General features: G+C 72.0%; 15 protein-coding genes. 7 read left to right on the forward strand and 8 right to left on the reverse strand.

Features of this window, described 5'->3' with window-relative positions; genetic code table 11:
* Positions 1 to 15: 15 nt before the first annotated feature.
* Positions 16 to 432: an aspartate 1-decarboxylase gene (gene panD, locus ACZ6MA_RS08725; protein WP_469432156.1), complete on the reverse strand. Its 417-nt coding sequence runs from the start codon at positions 430 to 432 to the stop codon at positions 16 to 18.
* A gap of 387 nt (positions 433 to 819) precedes the next feature.
* On the opposite strand from panD, the gene ACZ6MA_RS08730 reads away from it, so the two are divergent.
* Genes ACZ6MA_RS08730 through ACZ6MA_RS08745 form a run of 4 tightly spaced genes read left to right on the forward strand, consistent with a single transcriptional unit; the run spans position 820 to position 4,358 of the window.
* Positions 820 to 1,365: a helix-turn-helix domain-containing protein gene (locus tag ACZ6MA_RS08730; protein ID WP_469432157.1), complete on the forward strand. Its 546-nt coding sequence runs from the start codon at positions 820 to 822 to the stop codon at positions 1,363 to 1,365.
* Positions 1,365 to 1,937 carry an ImmA/IrrE family metallo-endopeptidase gene (locus ACZ6MA_RS08735; RefSeq protein WP_469432159.1) on the forward strand — a complete coding sequence of 191 codons (573 nt, stop codon included), beginning with the start codon at positions 1,365 to 1,367 and terminating at the stop codon, positions 1,935 to 1,937. The genes ACZ6MA_RS08730 and ACZ6MA_RS08735 overlap by 1 nt, the downstream gene beginning before the upstream one ends.
* Before the next feature lie 4 nt (positions 1,938 to 1,941).
* The gene (locus tag ACZ6MA_RS08740) at positions 1,942 to 3,147 is read left to right on the forward strand and encodes an MAB_1171c family putative transporter (RefSeq protein WP_469432160.1); all 1,206 of its coding nucleotides are present in this window, start codon (positions 1,942 to 1,944) and stop codon (positions 3,145 to 3,147) included.
* Entirely contained in the window at positions 3,144 to 4,358 is a 1,215-nt protein-coding gene (locus ACZ6MA_RS08745) for a cytochrome P450 family protein (protein WP_469432161.1), read from the forward strand. Before ACZ6MA_RS08740 ends, ACZ6MA_RS08745 begins: the two co-directional genes overlap by 4 nt.
* Here ACZ6MA_RS08745 and ACZ6MA_RS08750 read toward each other — a convergent pair.
* The 3 genes from ACZ6MA_RS08750 to ACZ6MA_RS08760 form a co-directional block, all read right to left on the reverse strand.
* Positions 4,318 to 6,456: a SpoIIE family protein phosphatase gene (locus ACZ6MA_RS08750; protein WP_469432162.1), complete on the reverse strand. Its 2,139-nt coding sequence runs from the start codon at positions 6,454 to 6,456 to the stop codon at positions 4,318 to 4,320. The two genes, ACZ6MA_RS08745 and ACZ6MA_RS08750, sit on opposite strands and share 41 nt — an antisense overlap.
* A 190-nt stretch (positions 6,457 to 6,646) precedes the next feature.
* On the reverse strand, positions 6,647 to 7,093 hold the full coding sequence (locus tag ACZ6MA_RS08755; RefSeq protein ID WP_469432163.1) for an ATP-binding protein: 447 nt from the start codon (positions 7,091 to 7,093) through the stop codon (positions 6,647 to 6,649).
* A 568-nt stretch (positions 7,094 to 7,661) separates the two neighbouring features.
* Positions 7,662 to 8,312: a DUF4360 domain-containing protein gene (locus tag ACZ6MA_RS08760; protein WP_469432165.1), complete on the reverse strand. Its 651-nt coding sequence runs from the start codon at positions 8,310 to 8,312 to the stop codon at positions 7,662 to 7,664.
* A 528-nt stretch (positions 8,313 to 8,840) separates the two neighbouring features.
* Between ACZ6MA_RS08760 and ACZ6MA_RS08765 the strand changes: the two genes are divergently transcribed.
* Positions 8,841 to 9,242, forward strand: coding sequence for a (2Fe-2S) ferredoxin domain-containing protein (locus ACZ6MA_RS08765; protein WP_469432301.1), 402 nt, complete (start codon positions 8,841 to 8,843; stop codon positions 9,240 to 9,242).
* Positions 9,243 to 9,246: 4 nt separating this feature from the next.
* Here ACZ6MA_RS08765 and ACZ6MA_RS08770 read toward each other — a convergent pair whose 3' ends face one another.
* Complete coding sequence (locus ACZ6MA_RS08770) at positions 9,247 to 10,797, reverse strand: APC family permease (RefSeq protein ID WP_469432166.1); 1,551 nt, start codon at positions 10,795 to 10,797, stop codon at positions 9,247 to 9,249.
* Positions 10,798 to 10,889: 92 nt separating this feature from the next.
* Positions 10,890 to 11,864, reverse strand: coding sequence for a hypothetical protein (locus tag ACZ6MA_RS08775; RefSeq protein WP_469432167.1), 975 nt, complete (start codon positions 11,862 to 11,864; stop codon positions 10,890 to 10,892).
* A 347-nt stretch (positions 11,865 to 12,211) separates the two neighbouring features.
* On the opposite strand from ACZ6MA_RS08775, the gene ACZ6MA_RS08780 reads away from it, so the two are divergent.
* Together ACZ6MA_RS08780 and ACZ6MA_RS08785 are read left to right on the forward strand one after the other, a co-directional pair.
* Entirely contained in the window at positions 12,212 to 13,099 is an 888-nt protein-coding gene (locus tag ACZ6MA_RS08780; RefSeq protein WP_469432169.1) for a DMT family transporter, read from the forward strand.
* Between the two features lie 35 nt (positions 13,100 to 13,134).
* On the forward strand, positions 13,135 to 13,647 hold the full coding sequence (locus ACZ6MA_RS08785; RefSeq protein WP_469432170.1) for an NUDIX hydrolase: 513 nt from the start codon (positions 13,135 to 13,137) through the stop codon (positions 13,645 to 13,647).
* A 192-nt stretch (positions 13,648 to 13,839) separates the two neighbouring features.
* Here ACZ6MA_RS08785 and ACZ6MA_RS08790 read toward each other — a convergent pair whose 3' ends face one another.
* Entirely contained in the window at positions 13,840 to 14,760 is a 921-nt protein-coding gene (locus ACZ6MA_RS08790) for an NADP-dependent oxidoreductase (RefSeq protein ID WP_469432171.1), read from the reverse strand.
* A gap of 37 nt (positions 14,761 to 14,797) precedes the next feature.
* Entirely contained in the window at positions 14,798 to 16,297 is a 1,500-nt protein-coding gene (locus tag ACZ6MA_RS08795; protein ID WP_469432172.1) for an MFS transporter, read from the reverse strand.
* Between the last annotated feature and the right edge of the window lie 120 nt (positions 16,298 to 16,417).

Here is a 16,417-nt window from a genome sequence, read left to right on the forward strand (position 1 = left end):
CCGGTCCGGGCCGGCTCAGCTCTCGACGAGGTCGCCCCGGCGCAGCCCGGACCCGTCCGGGACGGCGGCCGGGTCGCTGCCGAGGTCGACGACGGCGTTGTGCTCGTCGACGAAGACGACGCGGGGCTCGAAGGCGGCGGCCTCGGCGGTGTCCATCGTCCCGTAGGCGATGATGATGACCAGGTCGCCGGGGCTGATCAGACGGGCGGCGGCACCGTTGATGCCGATCACTCCGGAGCCGCGGGGCCCCTCGATCACGTAAGTCGACAGCCGGGCGCCGTTGTCGATGTCGACGATGTCGACCTTCTCGCCGGGCAGCAGGTCGGCGGCTTCCATCAGATCGGCGTCGATCGTCAGGGAACCCACATAGTGCAGGTCCGCCTGGGTCACGGTGGCGCGATGGATCTTGGACTTCATCATGGTGCGGTACATGGTGTCCGTATTTTACGCGCACGCGCGTTCGAGGACGCAAGAAAAAAGAAACGGCGGTGTCACTCAATGCACCCCCGTGGCTCTGAGTGACCGCCGCACGTAACACCGGGGACGTTAGTCATCCCGATCCGGTCATCGCAACTTGCTGCATCGAAGTTGCAACATAATGCACTCGCACTCGGCCCCATATCCGTATGCACCGTCAGTAAGCCGGGCAATCGATTCGCGGGCCGGTGTGACCGCCGTGCGCGGGGCGGGCGCCCGGCCGTGGAACGGCCGGTCGGTGACTGGCTAGGGGCTTCACCAGGAAGTTAGAGTCCTCCGGTCGGCAGAGCGCCGCGCCGTGGCGCCGGCCATGCCACGCGTCGACATCCGAGAGGTTGAAGGATGAATCAGGGGGGCGGGGCTCCGGAGGCGTCGGCACGGCCCTCCCTGGAGCAGCGGATCCAGGCGGCGAAGGCCGAAATCGGCCGCCGGCTGCGGTACGTACGCCAGCACCATCCCGAAGGGCCCTTCACCCTGGCGGGGTTGGCCGAGCGCGCGGGTGTCTCCAAGCGGACGCTGTCCCACGCGGAATCCGCGGACGGCTCGAACCTCACCCTGGAGACCCTCCTCAAGGTCTCCTACAGCCTGGGCATTTCCCGTGACGCGTACTTCCTGGACGAGCAGGTCTTCCACCAGGTGAACGAGGAGCTGGAGACCCTGCGCGTGCTGCGGTCCCAGCGCGTGGAGGGCGTGGCCCTGCGCACCTCCTCCCCCATCTCCCCCGCCTCTTTCGCGCCCGGCACAGGGCACGGCGCCGGCCACGCGCCGCCCGTGGACCGGCTGTCGGGACTGCTCCAGGAAATCCTCGCCTCCGCCGCCCAGGCGCAGAACGAGTTACGGGAACTTCCCGCGCCGCCCGGGCCGTCGGCCCCGCACCACGACCGTTGATGATGGTGATGCGCTGGCGCCGGAAAGAGCCGGACCGTGAATTCACCTCGTTCCGGCTCGAATGTGAGGAGCGCGTCCGCGCGCTCCGGCTTCCTCCGGGCGAACTGACCATTCAGTCGCTCTGTGATCATCTCGGCCAGCGGTTCGGCCGGCCCATTCATCTGGTGCCGCTCGCCCTTCCGCCCGGCAGCCCCGACGGGATGTGGGTATCGGCGGAGGAGCGGGACTTCATCGCGTTCGAGGCGCGGCTCGCACCCATTCACCAACGCCAGGTCATCCTGCACGAGATCGGGCATTTCGTCTGCGACCACGAGGCGGCCCCGGTGCTGACCCCCGAGGCGACCCGGCTGCTGCTGCCCTCCCTCGACCCGGAGCTGGTGCGCCGGGTCCTGGGCCGCGAGCACGCGCACTCGCCGGCCGAGCGCGAGGCCGAGTTCATCGGCTCCCTCCTCGGCCGGCGCATCGGCACCTGGACCACCCGCCGCGTGTGGGAAGTGCCCCCGGAGGCCGCGGAACTCGCGGCCCGGCTGTCCGCGCTGGAGCGCCCGGACCGTGAGCGAGACGAACGGTGAACGAATGAACAACACCCTGAACAGCGTCATGTATCCGACGTGCGCCGCGGTGAACCTGCTCGCGTTCGGCTACAAGGCGAGAGTCCTGCGCGTCGACCGGTCCCCGGCGCAGTGGGCCCTCGCCGGCAACTTCCTCATCCCCTTCCTGATCTTCACCGTGTCGACCCCGGCGGTCTGGGTGGCGACCAGCGAGGCGGTGGGCATCCGTAACTTCTCGGGCCTGTTCACCCAGAGCTGCGTCATGCTCCTGACCGCCTGCCAGCAGTTGGTCCTGCTGCACCTCACCTACGAGCGGGACGTCGCCTGGCGCAAGGCCCTGCCGCGCCTCATCGGCATCGGCATCACGCTCCTCATCATGGTGACGCTGTTCTCCGTGGCCACCGAGCTGCGCGAGCGCCCCACCGACTTCGCGCTGAGCAGGGCTCAGTTCTACCCCGCGTACCTCACCGTCTATCTGATCGCCTACGCCTGGAACCAGATCGACGTGTGCATCCTGTGCTGGCGCTACGCCGACATCGCCCCCACCCCGTGGCTGCGCCGGGGTCTGCGGCTCGTGAGCCTCACACTGCCCGCGGGCCTGCTCTACGCGGGCTGCCGGGCCGCCGACATCGTCGCCGGGCAGTTCGGCACGTCGGGCCACGCCTGGGAGCCGCTCGTGCCGATCGCGGTCACGGTCAACACGATCGGGAAGACGGCGGGCTGGACGATGCCCGACTGGGGGCGCTCGCTCAGCGCCCTGTGGGCACGCGTCGATCTGCGCCGCGCCCACCGCGAACTGCGGCCCCTGCACCGGGCCCTGACCGCCCAGGTGCCGGAGCCGGTGCTCGAACTCGAACCGGACGCGGACCGGCGTACCCGGGTGTACCGCACGGTGATCGAGATCCGGGACGCCCAGTGGGCGCTGCGGATCTGGATGGACCCCGCCGTCGCCGACACCGCCAGGGCGCGGGCCGCCGACGCCGGGCTCACGGGGGACGCGCTCGCGGCGACCGTCGAGGCCGCGCTGCTCGCCGCCGCCTTGCGGGCCAAGGAGCGGGGCCTGCAACCCGCCGAGCACGCGGTCACCCCGATCGCCGCCGAACCCCAGGACCTGGCCGCCGAACTGTCCTTCCAGCGCACGCTGGCCCGCGCCTTCGCCACGTCCCCGGTCGTGGCGGACACCCTCGCCCGTATCCCGCTCAGCCACGCCTCGTCGGAGCAGACCGCATGACAGACCGGACCACGACCCCCGCCCTCCCCCAGCCGTTCGTGGGGGCGTTCTTCACCGACCCCTACCCCACTTACGCGCGGCTGCGCGAGGAAGCGCCCGTGCACCGCGTCGCGCTGCCGGACGGCTCCCCGGTCTGGCTCGTGACCCGGGAGGCCGATGTGCGCGCCGGCATCACCGATCCGCGGCTGTCGGTCAACAAGGACCGGTCCGGCGTCGGCTACAAGGGCTTCTCACTGCCCCCGGCGCTGGACGCCAACCTCCTCAACATCGACCCCGAGGACCATCTGCGGCTGCGCCGCCTGGTCTCCAAGGGCTTCACCCCGCGGCGCGTGGAGGACCTGCGGGGGCGGGTTCAGGCCGCCGCCGACCGGCTCGCCGACGCACTCGCCCTCCGCGAAGGCCCCGTCGACATCGTCACCGCGTTCGCCAACCCGCTGCCGCTGGTCGTCATCGGGGATCTGCTGGGGGTGCCGGAGCCGGACCGCCGGCCCTTCTCGGACCGGGTGGCGACCATGCTCGCCCCGGAGCACCCGGGGCAGATCGCGGAGGCCGTGGACCACATCCACCGCTTCCTGGTGGACCTCGTCGCAGCCCGTCGGGCGGCGCCCGGCGACGATCTCCTCTCGGCGCTCATCGCCGCCCGCGACGACGGCGACCGGCTCAGTGAGGACGAGCTGGTCTCCCTCGCCTTCCTGATCCTCATGGCCGGCAGCGAGAACGCCCAGCACCTGATCAGCGGCGGTCTGCTGACCCTGCTGCGCCACCCCGGCCAGCTCGCCGAGGTACGGTCCGACCCCGCGCTGCTGCCGGGGGCCGTCGAGGAACTGCTGCGCTACGCGCACCCCAACCAGATGGCCATCCGCCGCTTCCCCACCGAGCCCGTGGAGTTCGGCGGCGTACGGATCCCGGTCGGTGACACGGTGCTGCTGTGTCTGGCCTCCGCCCACCGCGACCCCGCCCGCTACCCGGATCCGAACCGCTTCGACATCCACCGGGCGGACAAGGCGCACCTCGCGCTCGGCCAGGGCATCCACTACTGCCTCGGGGCGCCGCTGGCCCGGATGGAGATCCAGATCGCCCTGGAGACGCTGCTGCGCCGGTTCCCCGGCCTGGAACTCGCCGTCCCCGCGGACCGGCTGCGCTGGCGCACCTCGTTCCGCTCGCACGCCCTCAAAGAGCTGCCGGTGACGTGGGGGGCGGGGGCTCGCTGACGGGGTCCCGCTCGGTGCGGACCCGCGCGATGAGCAGGGCGACGTCGTCGTCATTGCCTTCGGGCAGGTCCCTCAGCAGCAGGTCGCAGGTGGCCTCCGGCTCCCGGGGCGGGCCGTCGAGCAGGGCGAGGAGGGTCTCCAGGCGGGAATCGATGGCCTGGTCGCGGGTCTCCACCAGGCCGTCGGTGTAGAGGATCAGCTGATCGCCGGGGGCCAGCTCCACCTTGACGCTCTCGAAGGGGATGCCGCCGACGCCGAGCGGGGCCCCGGAAGGGAGTTCGATCAGTTCGGGGCGGCGGCCGGGGCGGACGACGACGGGCGGCAGATGTCCGGCGTTGGCCACGCACGCCTGCCCGCGCTCGGGGTCGTAGACCGCGTAGACGCAGGTGGCGATCATCTGGTCGAGCCCGGCGGCGGTGTCGTCGAGGTGGCGCAGCACCTGGGCCGGGTCGATGCCGAGGCCGGTCAGGGTACGGGCGGCGGTGCGCAGCTGCCCCATCGCCGCGGCGGCGTTGATGCCGCTGCCCATCACGTCGCCGACGACGAGGGCGCTCTTGCCCCCGGGCTGCGGGATGGCGTCGAACCAGTCGCCGCCGACGTTGTTGGCGAGCCCGGCGGGCTGGTAGCGGTAGGCGATGTCCAGGCCCACCAGCCGCGGGGGCCGGTGCGGCAGCAGATCGCGCTGGAGGGTGAGGGCGGTGGCGCGTTCGCGCTGGTACCAGCGGGCATTGTCGATGCAGACCGCGGCGCGGGCGGCGAGTTCGCCGGCGAGGACGACGTCGTCCTCGCCGAAGGGCGCCGGGTTGTCGATGCGCTTGAGGTCCAGGGCGCCGAGCACCTCGCCCCGGGCGATCAGCGGTACCGCCATGTAGGAGTGCAGTCCGGCGTCGGCCAGCAGCCGGACGGCGTCCTCGTCCCGGGCGATGCGGGGCAGGTCGGCGGGGGTGACGTGGGCGATGTGCACGGGGTGGCCGGTGCTGACGCACTGGGTGACCAGCCGGTCGGCGCCGTACTTGGTGATCTGTCCCGGGGGGTCGGCCGCGCGGACGGCGTCGGCGGCCTCGGCCGAGTCGCCCGCCGCCACGGCCAGGGCCCGGAAGACGGCCGCCTGCCCGTCGGGGAGGGGACCGGGGCGGGTGCCGCTCAGGGCGGTGTCCAGGACGTCGACGGCGGCCACGTCCGCCAGGTCGGGCACGACGACCTCGGCCAGCTCCCGGGCGGTCTGGTCCAGGTCGAGGGTGGTGCCGATCAGCACGGAGGCGTCGGCGACGAGTGACAGCCTGCGGCGGGCCTCGGTGGCCGTGTGGTGCCGGTCGGTGACGTCCACGACGGAGGTGGCGAGGCCCAGCGGTCGGCCGCCGGGGCCCTCCAGCCGGTAGTAGGAGACCAGCAGGGCCAGGTCGGGGCCCAGGCCGCTGCCCACGGGAGGGCCGACGGAGAACTCGTCCAGCAGCGGGACGCCGGTCGCCATGACCCGGCGCATCGCGGCTTCGATCTGCTCGGTGTCCGCGTGGGGCAGCGCGTCCCGCACATGCCGGCCGATGTGCCGCTCGGCGGGCAGGTCGTTGATGCGCTCCAGGGCGGGGTTGACCAGCACGTACCGCAGCTCGGTGTCCAGCACGGCGAGCCCGATCGGGGACTGGGCGACCAGCCGGAGCGAGAGCGCCAGGTCCCGTTCGACGTCCCGCAGGACGGCCTGGTCGGTGGCCATTCCGAGGCCGTAGAGCCTGCCGTCCTCGTCCTCCAGCCGCATGGTGCGCAGCTCGATCAGCCGGGAGCCGCCGTTCTTGTGCCGGGCGGGGAAGACACCGGCCCAGCCGCCGCCCCCGCTGACCACCCGGGCGAATTCCGCGAGGACCGTCTCGAAGTCCTCCTCGGCGACCAGCAGCCGGGCGGCGAACGTGCCCAGCGCCTCCCCCGCGGTCCAGCCGAACAGTTCCTCGGCCTGGGGGCTCCACAGCACGATGCGGCCGTCCTGGTCCAGGACCACCGCGGCGACGCTCAGTACGTCCAGCAGGCTGCCCGGCTGGTTCCGGGCGGCACGTCCGGCGGGGATCCGGCCGGGCTCGGGCCGGAACGGTGTGTCGGCTTGGCCCATGCGAGGTCCTCCCTCCGCCCGCTCGGGGTGGTGCGGCGGCCTCGTGCCGGTCTGTCCGTCCCGTCTCCTCGTCCCGTGCGCCGCGCGACTTCCATGGTCTCTCCGAACCGGCCCTCCTCGCAGCCCGCGGGACCGGGGAAACGGCACCGGCGGCTCGTCGGGAGGAGCCCCGGCCCCCGGGTGGCCCCGGTCAGGCGCCGGGCGCGCCCGCCGGGATGCGCAGTGTGAACCAGACGGTCTTGCCCTCGTCGCACGCGTGGTGGCCCCACTGGGCGGCGATCTGCTCGACCAGCCACATCCCCCGCCCGTTCTCGCTGTCCACACCGGCCTCCGCGCAGTGCGGCAGCAGTCCGCCGGCATCGGTGACCTGGGCGACCAGATGGTCGAAGGCGCGGGTGAGGACGAGACGCACGTCGCCGGCCGCCACGGGGACGTGCACGATGGCGTTGGTGACCAGCTCGGAGAGCAGGAGCACGGTGTCCGCCGCCAGCTCGGTGAGGCCCCAGTCGCTCAGCAGGCATTCGGAGAAGCGCCGCGCGGCCGCTACGGACCGGGTCGAGGACGGCAGCGAGATGGTGTGGGACGGCAGACCGGGCGGCAGGTAGTGCGGCGCCCAGCGGGAGGGCGGGCTGTGCATGCACAGCGGCATGCCGGGCGTCCGGGACGTGCCGTGGCTCCCGTGGCCGAGGAGTCGCTGCGGATGCGCCGCCCTGGTTCGGAGGGGGTCGGGCGCGGCGGGGAAGGCTCCGGGAAGAACGTGGGCCGTATGCGAGGAGCTCAGGGTGTGGCTACTGGGAGGCATAGGGGGCTCTGGCAATCGACTAGCGCGAAGGGCGCTGAACGAGGACTCGTCTCCGGCGCCTGGGCGGCTCCGGGGGCTCGGCGGGCCGCTCGTCTTCGCAGGGGGATTTCCCACATTCGCTCGATTTCCGCCAGAGGTCTATACCCTATGGGTGACGGTCGGCGTGCGGAGCGCTATCGCCGCAGGTGGGAACGGTCGTACGGCCATAAAGTCGCGGTACGCAAAAGGCGGGCAAAGCCGGGACGCCCGGCGGCGCGGCCGGGGACACGTCGGCCCCGGGCACGTCGGCGGCAGCGAGCGCCCTGCGGGCGCGTCCTCGATCGCCGGACGGGCTCGGTTCCGGCCCTGCTCGGCCGAAACCAAGCCCGTCCACCCTGCGAGCGCCACCGCGCTCACCCGGGGGTCAGGGCCGGGGGCACTCCTTCCACGACAGGTGGTAGACGGTGTTGATGTCGCCGTCCGTCGAGTCCATCGTCATGAAGCTCGTCGTCTTGGCGGGGTCCGAGCTGCCGGCGCCGACGCGCAGCTCGGTGTTGATGTTGAAGTTCCGCTTCTCCCCGCAGGGCGCCCAGACCAGTGCGCCGACCGGGACCCGGTCGCTGGCCTGCCAGTTGTCCTTGTAGGGGCCTCTGAAGCCGTGGCTGCTCGGCGTGGTCGTGGAGGACCCCTGGAAGTAGTACGAGGCCTTCTGGGTGCCGACGGCGCCGGACTCCAGCGAGGCGAAGCCCCGGTAGTCGGCGCTGGCGATCGCGTAGGTGAAGCCCTGCGGCACGTGCACGATCAGGTTCAGCTGGCAGTTCTTGCGGAAGTCGGTCGGCTTGGAACCGACGCCCACCTGGGCCAGGTAGTCGCTGTAGGTGACGGTGAAGGCCGTGTTGTCGGGGGCGACGGCCACCGCCGCGGTTCCCGCGGGACATCCCGATCCGTTGACGGTCGCTATCTCGATCACGATTTTGTCGGGGGGCGGGGTGATGAGGGCCGCCGGGTTGTGCGTGGCGAACGGCGCGGCGAGTAATGCCGCGATCGCGCTGCCGGTGAGAATGCCGCCGGGCATGGGTTCTCCTGTCGGTTGTCTTCGCGCCATACGGCACGAGGGGAAGACGAAAGGATCCTGAAGTGCCCGCACCGCGGGAATCACGAAGGTGAATGCGCGCTTTCCCCCGAGCGGTGGGGGGTGGGCCGGCCGGGTGCCGGCTCGACTGCGGGAGCGTCAGGAATGAGTGGTTCCGGACCGACGAAAGAGCCATGGACCACGGCATTGTCCTTCGAGCGAAAGCGGTACGAGCATGCACATGCCAAGCCACTGTGCTGCCCTCCCGCGGTCCGTAGGACTGGGAGCGTTCGAATAATAGGGAGCGGTACGCACGTTGGCTAGAGTTCGCGCCGGAGATCCGTTCCGGCCCTTTGGCTCAAAAGAAATGCCCCCGTGAAAGCCACCGGCCGGGTGTTTCCTTCCTGCTTCAAGCAGTTGTCACCCGGGGTTTTCCGAAAGAGGCCGGTGCGCCGGGGTGTTGTGCCGTACGCACGGTCACCCTCTCGTCAACGGACGGCCGGCGGAGGTCTGCGTATCATCGGGCCGGTGATCTCCAACAGCGCCCGCCGCTCCCCCGCCGCCCCCGCCCCCTGCCGGATCACGGTCTGCCGCGGCTGCTGTTGCGGCGATCCGGCGAAGGTGCCCGGCGTCGACCACGGCGGGCAGATAGCGAAGCTGCGCGGCGCCGTGGACGGGGCCGCGCAGATCCGCGCGTCGGAGTGCCTGGACGTCTGCGACCAGGCCAATGTGATGGTGGTTCAGCCGTCGGCGGCGGGCCGGGCCGCCGGTGGGCGGCCCGTGTGGCTGGGCCTGGTCAACGACGACGACGCGCTGGCGGACATCGCCGCGTGGGTGCGGGCCGGCGGCCCCGGCCTGGCTGAGCCGCCGGGGGTGCTGGACCTGTACGCGTTCACGGTCTCCCGGCGGGTGGGCCAGGGACTCGAGGCCTGACCGGTCAGCGGACCGACGCCTCGGAAGCCGCCGGCTCCGCGCAGGCGGCCGCCGCCTTCTCCAGCTGGAACGCCTCGTTCCCCAGCCCGATCCGGGCATGCCGCTCGGGCCGGGCGGACTTCAGCACCAGCCCGTAGACCAGCCCGAGGACGACCGCCGCGGCGACGATGCCCGGCAGCACCCAGCGCAGCACGGAACCGGGGTCGGCGCCGAGCAGCACGTCGAAGTCCTTGACCGCATAGACCAGGATGCCGAGCAGCGCGAGCCCGGCGACGCCGGAGGCGATCAGCCGCGGGGCCTGGGCACGAGCGGCGCCGCGCCGGACGAAGAAGGCGATGACGGCGGCGCTCGCGGCGACCATCAGGACGATGACGCCGAGCGCGCCGACGTTGCCCATCCAGGTGAACAGCCGCAGGACGGGCGCGGTCGGATCGCCGTGCGGCTTGTCGTCGGTGACCGCGAAGACCACGACGATCAGCAGCGAGACGACGCTCTGGAGCAGCGAGCCGAGGGCGGGCGCCCCGCTGGCCTTGGAGGTACGGCCGAAGGCGGCGGGCAGCAGGCCCTCGCGGCCCATGGCGAAGGCGTAGCGGGCGACGACGTTGTGGAAGCTGAGCATCGCGGCGAACATGCCGGTCACGTAGAAGACGTGCATCACATCGGCGAAGGTGCTTCCGAACCGGTCGGCGGTGAGGGCGAACAGCAGGTTCGGGCCCTCCTGCCGGGACGCGCCGACGATCTGCGACGGCCCGGCGGCCACGCTCAGCGCCCAGGAGCCGAGGGCGTAGAAGAGGGCGACGAAGCCGACGGCGAGGAAGGTCACCCGGGCGACGACCTCCTGCGGACGGCTGGTCTCCTCCGCGTAGACGGCGGCCTGTTCGAAGCCGACGAAGGAGGCGATGGTGAAGCAGAGCGCGGTGCCCAGCCCGGCGCCGCCGAGGGTCTCGGGGTTGAAGGCGTGCAGGGAGAAGCCGTCCTTGCCCGGGCTCGTGACGCCCGCGATGTCGAAGACGACGACCATGGCGCACTCGACGAGCAGCAGGACGCCGAGGACCTTGGCGTTGAGGTCTACCTTGAGCCAGCCGAGAGCGCCGACGATCGTGACGGCGCCGAGCGCGGGCAGCCACCACGCGACGTCGACGTGCAGATACGTGGCGAGCAGACCGGAGAGTTCGTAGCCGAAGATGCCGTAGATCGCGAACTGCATGGCGCTGTAGGCGACCAGCGCGACGACGGAGGCGGCGGCGCCCGCGGTACCGCCCAGGCCGCGGGCGATGTAGGCGTAGAAGGCCCCGGCGTTGTGCACATGACGGCTCATCTCGGCGTAGCCGAAGCTGAACAGGGTCAGCACCACGCCGAGGATGACGTAGAGGAGGGGCTGCCCGACGATGCCCATGGTCCCGTAGGTGGTGGGCATGACGCCGGCCGTGACCATCAGGGGCGCGCTGGCGGCGACCACCGACAGCAACAGTCCGGCCAGGCCTATCCGGTCGGCGCGCAGCCGTCTGTCCTGGCCCTTGAAGGTGCTGATCTCGCTCGTGGTGCCCGTCGACATGGCGGGTTCGTCCTTCCCGTGGGGGTGAGCGGGTTGGGGTGCGCACGCGGGCCGGCGGGGCCGCGCGTGGGGTGACGCGGGGTCCGCGCGGGTCACGCCGCGCCGAGCGCTGCGCGCCGGGCGGCGTGGAACGCCTTGGCGGGGTCCCGGTCGGGGTACGACCAGGGGGCCCGCACGGCGTGCGGGCCGATGCGGGTGAGCAGGGCCGCGGCCTCGGCCATCCGGCCCTCGTAGAGCTTGGCGTGGGCGAGGTAGTTGAGGTCGACCTTGCGCCGGGGGTGCGCGGTGGCGGCGGCGTCCGCGGCGTCCTCGTCGATGTCCCATTCCAGCCACCAGTCGAAGGCCGCCTTCATCACCTGCCGGGCCCGCCGGGTGGTCCAGTGCCCGGAGCGGGCGGGGTCGCGGGGTTCGAGACCGGCCCGGGCGAGGACGCGGTAGCGCTCGGCGTGGGCCACCACGGGCAGGACGGCCAGGGGCGAGTCGGCGGGTGCCTGCTCGGCGGCCCAGGAGGCGAAGTCGTAGACCTCGTGCAGCGGGTCGTCCCGGTCGTCGCGCTGGTGCTCGGCCAGACAGGCAGCCATCAGATGGTGCGCGTGGTGGTGGTCGCGGTGACGGGCGCGCACCTGGTCGAAGGCGCGGACGCGCTCGTCGTCGGTGCCGGTCCGGCGGGCGAGGACGAGGATGGCGAGCCAGGGGGAGGGATCGGCCGGGGCCATCCTGGCCGCGGTCAGCGCACACGCGCGGGCCGCCTCGGGGCTGCCCTTGCCGCGCACGGCCCGGAAGACGGTGGCACTGGCCAGCAGGGCCGCGGCGTCGGGGCTGTCGGGCTCGGCGAGCTGCCACTCCCGGGCCCAGGCGACGCTGCTGGCACCCTCGCCGAGGACGGTGAGGCGGTGGCCGCGGCGGTCCCAGTCGTCGCCGGTCTCGGCGAGGAGTCTCCGCGCGTCCGCCCAGCGCCCTCTGGCCAGTGCGTCGCGGACGGTGGCGAGTTCGGTGTCGTCGAGGGCGGGGTCGAAGGTCAGCCCGTCCTTGTTCCGGGGGCGGCCCAAGGGGGGTGGGGGCGTCATCGTCGGGCTTCCTCCACGGCGTACGTCCCCTCCGGGCGCCGGGTCGAGGCGTCCGCACACAAGCTGTCGTAATCACGCACAGCAAAGCGGTAGTCACGGCTCCGAGTCAAGACCGATCTTGCGCTGACACTTCATCAATTGACATGCCGTCAGCTCGACGCACCGACAGGACAGTACATCCGACCAGCGAACGATTGTTCGGTCGTGGGGGTGGGGCCCGGGTGGCCGTTCGGCCGTTTGCCCGGCCGGGGAGCCGAAAGGCCCGCGCTCGGCGCTCGCACCGCCGTACGACGGTTAGCCTCGTCCCGTCAAGTCTCCTACGACCCGCTGGTCTTGAGGTGCGCGGCGTGTTGCTCTTCGTCTTCGCCCTGAGCGCGGCGTGCTGCCTGGGTGTCGGATTCGTTCTCCAGCAGAACGCGGCCCAGCACGCCCCGATGAGCGACTTCCTCTCCTTCCGGCTGCTGCTGGACCTGGCCCGGATGCCCCGCTGGCTGGCCGGCATCGGGCTGATGGTCTGCGGCACCGCCCTCGGCGCGATGGCGCTCGGCCGGGGAGAGATCTCGCTGGTGGAGCCGTTGCTGGCGACGAATCTGCTGTTCGCGATGGCCCTGTCCCGATGGCAGACCGGCCAGTCGCTCGGCCTGTCGGGCTGGGGCGGGCTGTGGCTGCTGGCGGGCGGGGTGACGGCGTTCATCGTCGCGGGCCGCCCGCACGGCGGGCACGCCACCGCGGGCTCCTGGCGGCAATGGCTGATCATCGGCGTGATGGTGGGCACGGCGCTGCTGCTGGCGGTGGCCTCCAAACGGGTGCGGATCACGGTGGAGGCGGCGCTGCTGGGCGTGGCGGCCGGACTGCTGTACGGCGTGCAGGACGCGCTGACCCGGGTGAGCGGCCAGCGGCTGCACAGCGGTGGCTGGACGGCGCTGCTGCTGGGCTGGCAGCCCTACGCGGTGCTGGCACTCGGCCTGCTGGGGCTGATGTTCGTCCAGAGCGCCTTCGAGACGGCCCCGCTGCGGCTGTCGCTGCCCGCCCTCACGGCGGCGCAGCCCCTGGCGGGCATCGTGTGCGGGGTGGGTTTCCTGGGGGACCGGGTACGGACCACGACCGGGGCACTGGCCTGGGAGGCGGCGGGACTGGCGGCGATCGTGGCCGGCATCGTCCTGATCGGCCGCCATCCGGCGATGCCGCCGGGGGTGGGTGACGCGGACCGGGTGCGCGACCTCCAGCCGCGCTGAGCCGTGCGCGGCGGGCGGCTGGTTGGATGGGCCGCATGAGCGATCAGCGAGCGCGGCCGGCCGACGAACTGCTGGACATCGTCGACGAGCGGGACGAGGTCGTGGGACAGGCACCCCGCGGCGAGGCCTACGCGCGCGGTCTGTGCCACCGCTGCGTCTTCGTCCTGGCCAGGGACGGCGCGGGACGGATCTTCGTACACCGCCGCACGGCCACGAAGCTCGTCTTCCCCTCGCGCTACGACATGTTCGTGGGGGGCGTGGTCGCAGCCGGCGAGTCCTACGACACGGCGGCGCTGCGCGAGGCCGAGGAGGAACTGGGCGTCAGCGGCCTGCCGGCCCCCACACCGCTCTTCCGCTTCCTCTACCGCACGCCGGAACACGCGTGGTGGTCGGCGGTCTACGAGGTGCGGTGCGACCTGCCGGTCGAACCCCAGCCGGAGGAGATCGCCTGGCACGCCTTCCTCACCGACGAGGAACTGACGGCCCGGCTTCGGGAGTGGGACTGGGTCCCGGACGGGCTGGAGGCGTACCGGCGACTCGCCGAGTGACGAAACACCGTCCCGCACCACCGCTGCGCGGCGGTGTCCTCAATCGCCGGACGGGCTGCTGTGCTGTGTCCTCAAGCGCCGGACGGGCTGGTTTAACCAGCCCGTCCGGCGCTTGAGGACGCGCCCGCAGGGCGCTCGCCGCCGCAGGCGGCCGAACCGGCCCGCAGCCGAGCACCGCCGCCCGTGACACGGTCAGAGGGTGACCACGATCTTCCCCCGCGTGTGCCCCTCCGCGCTCAGCCGCTGCGCGTCCGCCGTCTTCTCCAGCGGAAAGACCTCCGCGACCTCGACCGTCAGCACGCCCTGCTCCGCCAGGTGGCTGAGCGCGGTGAGGTCGGTGGTGTCGGGGCGGACCCACAGCAGGCGGCCGCCGAGGGCGGTCACCTCCGGGTCGGCGATGGAGATCAGCCGGGCACCGGGGGCGGTGACCTCCGGCGAGGTGTGGATCGTGCCGCCGCCGACGAAGTCGAGGACGACGTCGACGCCCTCGGGCGCCAGGGCCTTCACCCGCTCGGCGAGCCCGTCCCCGTAGGTGACGGGCTCGGCGCCCAGCGAACGGAGGTAGTCGTGGTTGCGCTCCCCCGCCGTGCCGATGACACGGGCTCCGAGGTGCTTGGCGAGCTGGACGGCCATCGTGCCGACCCCGCCGGCGGCGGCGTGGACCAGCACGGTGTCCCCTTCGCCGGCACCGGCGGCCCGCAGGGACTGGTAGGCGGTCAGCCCGGCCAGCGGAAGGCCCGCGGCCTGCTCGAAGGTGAGGTTGGCCGGCTTGCGCGCGAGGGTGCGCACCGGTGCGGCCACGTACTCGGCGAAGGTGCCCCGGGAGAGGACGTCCTCCCGGACGTAGCCGATGACCTCGTCACCGATCTCGAACTCGGGGGTGTCGGCGCCCAGGGCGACGACGACACCGGAGACGTCCCAGCCCGGGACGACCGGGAAGACGGCCTGGAGCATTCCGTCGAGGTAGCCGGCCTGGGCCTTCCAGTCGACGGGGTTGACGGCCGCGGCCCTGACCCTGACGAGGACGGAGTCCGGGCCCACCTTGGGCTGGGGAAGCTCGCCGAACTCCAGGACCTCGGGTCCGCCGTAGGCGCGGTAGCTGATGGCCTTCATGGTGGTGCTCCTTACGGGGTGGGAGGGCGGGGGCGGGTCAGGCGTTGGCGGATGCGGTCCCAGCGTCCGCCGTGGCGGCGTGGTCCGCCACTTCGGCGGGGCGGGGGCCGTAGACCTTGCGCAGGCCCAGCCCGGCGACGAACGCGACCAGCAGGAACGCGGTGCCCGCGATCACGAAGGTCAGCGAGAACTGGCTTTCGGCGGGCAGTTTCGGCGCGCCCGGCGGCAGGTGCTCCAGGCTCTTGGAGGCGAGCACCGTGGTGATCATCGCGCTGCCGATGGCGCTGCCGGTCGAGCGGGAGATGGAATTGATGCCGTTGGCGATGCCGGTCTGGCGGGGCGGCACGCTGGCGACGATCACCGCGGGCATGGCGGCGTAGCCGAAGCTGATGGCCGCGCCGACGAACATGCCGGCGGCGATGACGGAGAAGGCGTGCTCGTGGTCGAGGGCGATCCAGACGAAGCCGGCGGTGCCGATGAGCGAGGCGAGCAGCAGCACCAGGCGCGGGCCCTTGTGGCGGACCAGCTGGCCGCCGATCGGGGCGGCGAGCAGCGAGACGATCGTGCTGGGCAGCAGGAACTGGACGGAGGCACGCAGGACGCTGGCGTCGAAGCCGTAACCGGCGATCTTCGACGGCATCTGTACGAGGTAGGAGACGCCGATGAAGAGCGCGAAGGAGCCGAAGCCGACGAGCAGGCCGGCGATGTTGGCGAAGAGCACGGGCCGGTGGGAGAACATCCGCATGTCGACCAGCGGCTCGCGCACCTTGCGCTCGATGACCGTCCAGAGGGCGGCCATCAGCACGGCACCGGCGAAGCAGCCGATCGTGCGGGCGGAGGACCAGCCCCATTCGTGGCCCTGGGTGATGGGCAGCAGGAGCAGGACGAGGGTGGCGGCGAGGCTCAGGGCGCCGAGGACGTCGGTACGGCCGCCGGTGGTCTCCCGGGTGGCGGGCACGAGGAGGACGACGGCGAGCAGGGCGAGCGCGGCGAGGCCGGTGGCCAGCCAGAAGGCGCTGCGGTAGTCGGGGTTGTCGCCGGAGGTCAGCAGACCGGTGGCGACCAGCGCGAGACCGCTGCCGAACGCGAGCGTGCCGCTGACCATGGCCATCGCGCCGGGCAGCTTGGCGGGACGGACCTCCTCGCGCAGGACGGACAGCGCGAGCGGGAAGATCGCGGTGGCGGCCCCCTGGAGCACCCGGCCGACGATCAGCCACAGCAGGGAGTGGGTGACGGCCGCGAGGACCGAGCCCGCGACCATGACGATCAGCACGCCGACCAGGGTCTGCTTCTTGCCGTGCTGGTCGCCGAAGCGGCCCAGCAGCGGGGTGAAGACCGCCGCGGAGAGCAGGGTGGCGGTGGTGACCCAGCTGACGTTGGCCGAGGAGGTTTCGAGGTCGGTCTGGATGAGGCCGAGGATCGGCACGACCAGGGTCTGCATCATCGAGACGACCATGGCGGCGAGGCTCAGGGCGAAGACGATGACCGTCTCGTTGCGCTGCCTGCCCGCCGGGGCGGTGGTGGCTTGGGTGCTCATGAGGGGTGTCGGGTCCTTCGAGTTACTTCACGACATGGATGCTTGAGATCGTCAAGCAACTCGATGCACGGTAGGTCGAAATAGTTCACATAGTCAAGTTAATGTTTTACGGGCTCAAGC

The organism is Streptomyces sp. NPDC042259, from assembly GCF_055582085.1.

Excerpts from the sequence above, each read along its gene's own strand:
- ACZ6MA_RS08745 (WP_469432161.1), top strand. The coding sequence starts at position 3,144 with ATGACAGACCGGACCACGACCCCCGCCCTCCCCCAGCCGTTCGTGGGG.
- ACZ6MA_RS08730 (WP_469432157.1), top strand. The coding sequence starts at position 820 with ATGAATCAGGGGGGCGGGGCTCCGGAGGCGTCGGCACGGCCCTCCCTG.
- ACZ6MA_RS08735 (WP_469432159.1), top strand. The coding sequence starts at position 1,365 with ATGATGGTGATGCGCTGGCGCCGGAAAGAGCCGGACCGTGAATTCACC.
- ACZ6MA_RS08755 (WP_469432163.1), bottom strand. The coding sequence starts at position 7,093 with ATGCACAGCCCGCCCTCCCGCTGGGCGCCGCACTACCTGCCGCCCGGT.
- ACZ6MA_RS08795 (WP_469432172.1), bottom strand. The coding sequence starts at position 16,297 with ATGAGCACCCAAGCCACCACCGCCCCGGCGGGCAGGCAGCGCAACGAG.
- ACZ6MA_RS08740 (WP_469432160.1), top strand. The coding sequence starts at position 1,942 with ATGAACAACACCCTGAACAGCGTCATGTATCCGACGTGCGCCGCGGTG.
- ACZ6MA_RS08790 (WP_469432171.1), bottom strand. The coding sequence starts at position 14,760 with ATGAAGGCCATCAGCTACCGCGCCTACGGCGGACCCGAGGTCCTGGAG.
- ACZ6MA_RS08775 (WP_469432167.1), bottom strand. The coding sequence starts at position 11,864 with ATGACGCCCCCACCCCCCTTGGGCCGCCCCCGGAACAAGGACGGGCTG.
- ACZ6MA_RS08760 (WP_469432165.1), bottom strand. The coding sequence starts at position 8,312 with ATGCCCGGCGGCATTCTCACCGGCAGCGCGATCGCGGCATTACTCGCC.
- ACZ6MA_RS08785 (WP_469432170.1), top strand. The coding sequence starts at position 13,135 with ATGAGCGATCAGCGAGCGCGGCCGGCCGACGAACTGCTGGACATCGTC.
- ACZ6MA_RS08750 (WP_469432162.1), bottom strand. The coding sequence starts at position 6,456 with ATGGGCCAAGCCGACACACCGTTCCGGCCCGAGCCCGGCCGGATCCCC.
- panD (WP_469432156.1), bottom strand. The coding sequence starts at position 432 with ATGTACCGCACCATGATGAAGTCCAAGATCCATCGCGCCACCGTGACC.
- ACZ6MA_RS08770 (WP_469432166.1), bottom strand. The coding sequence starts at position 10,797 with ATGTCGACGGGCACCACGAGCGAGATCAGCACCTTCAAGGGCCAGGAC.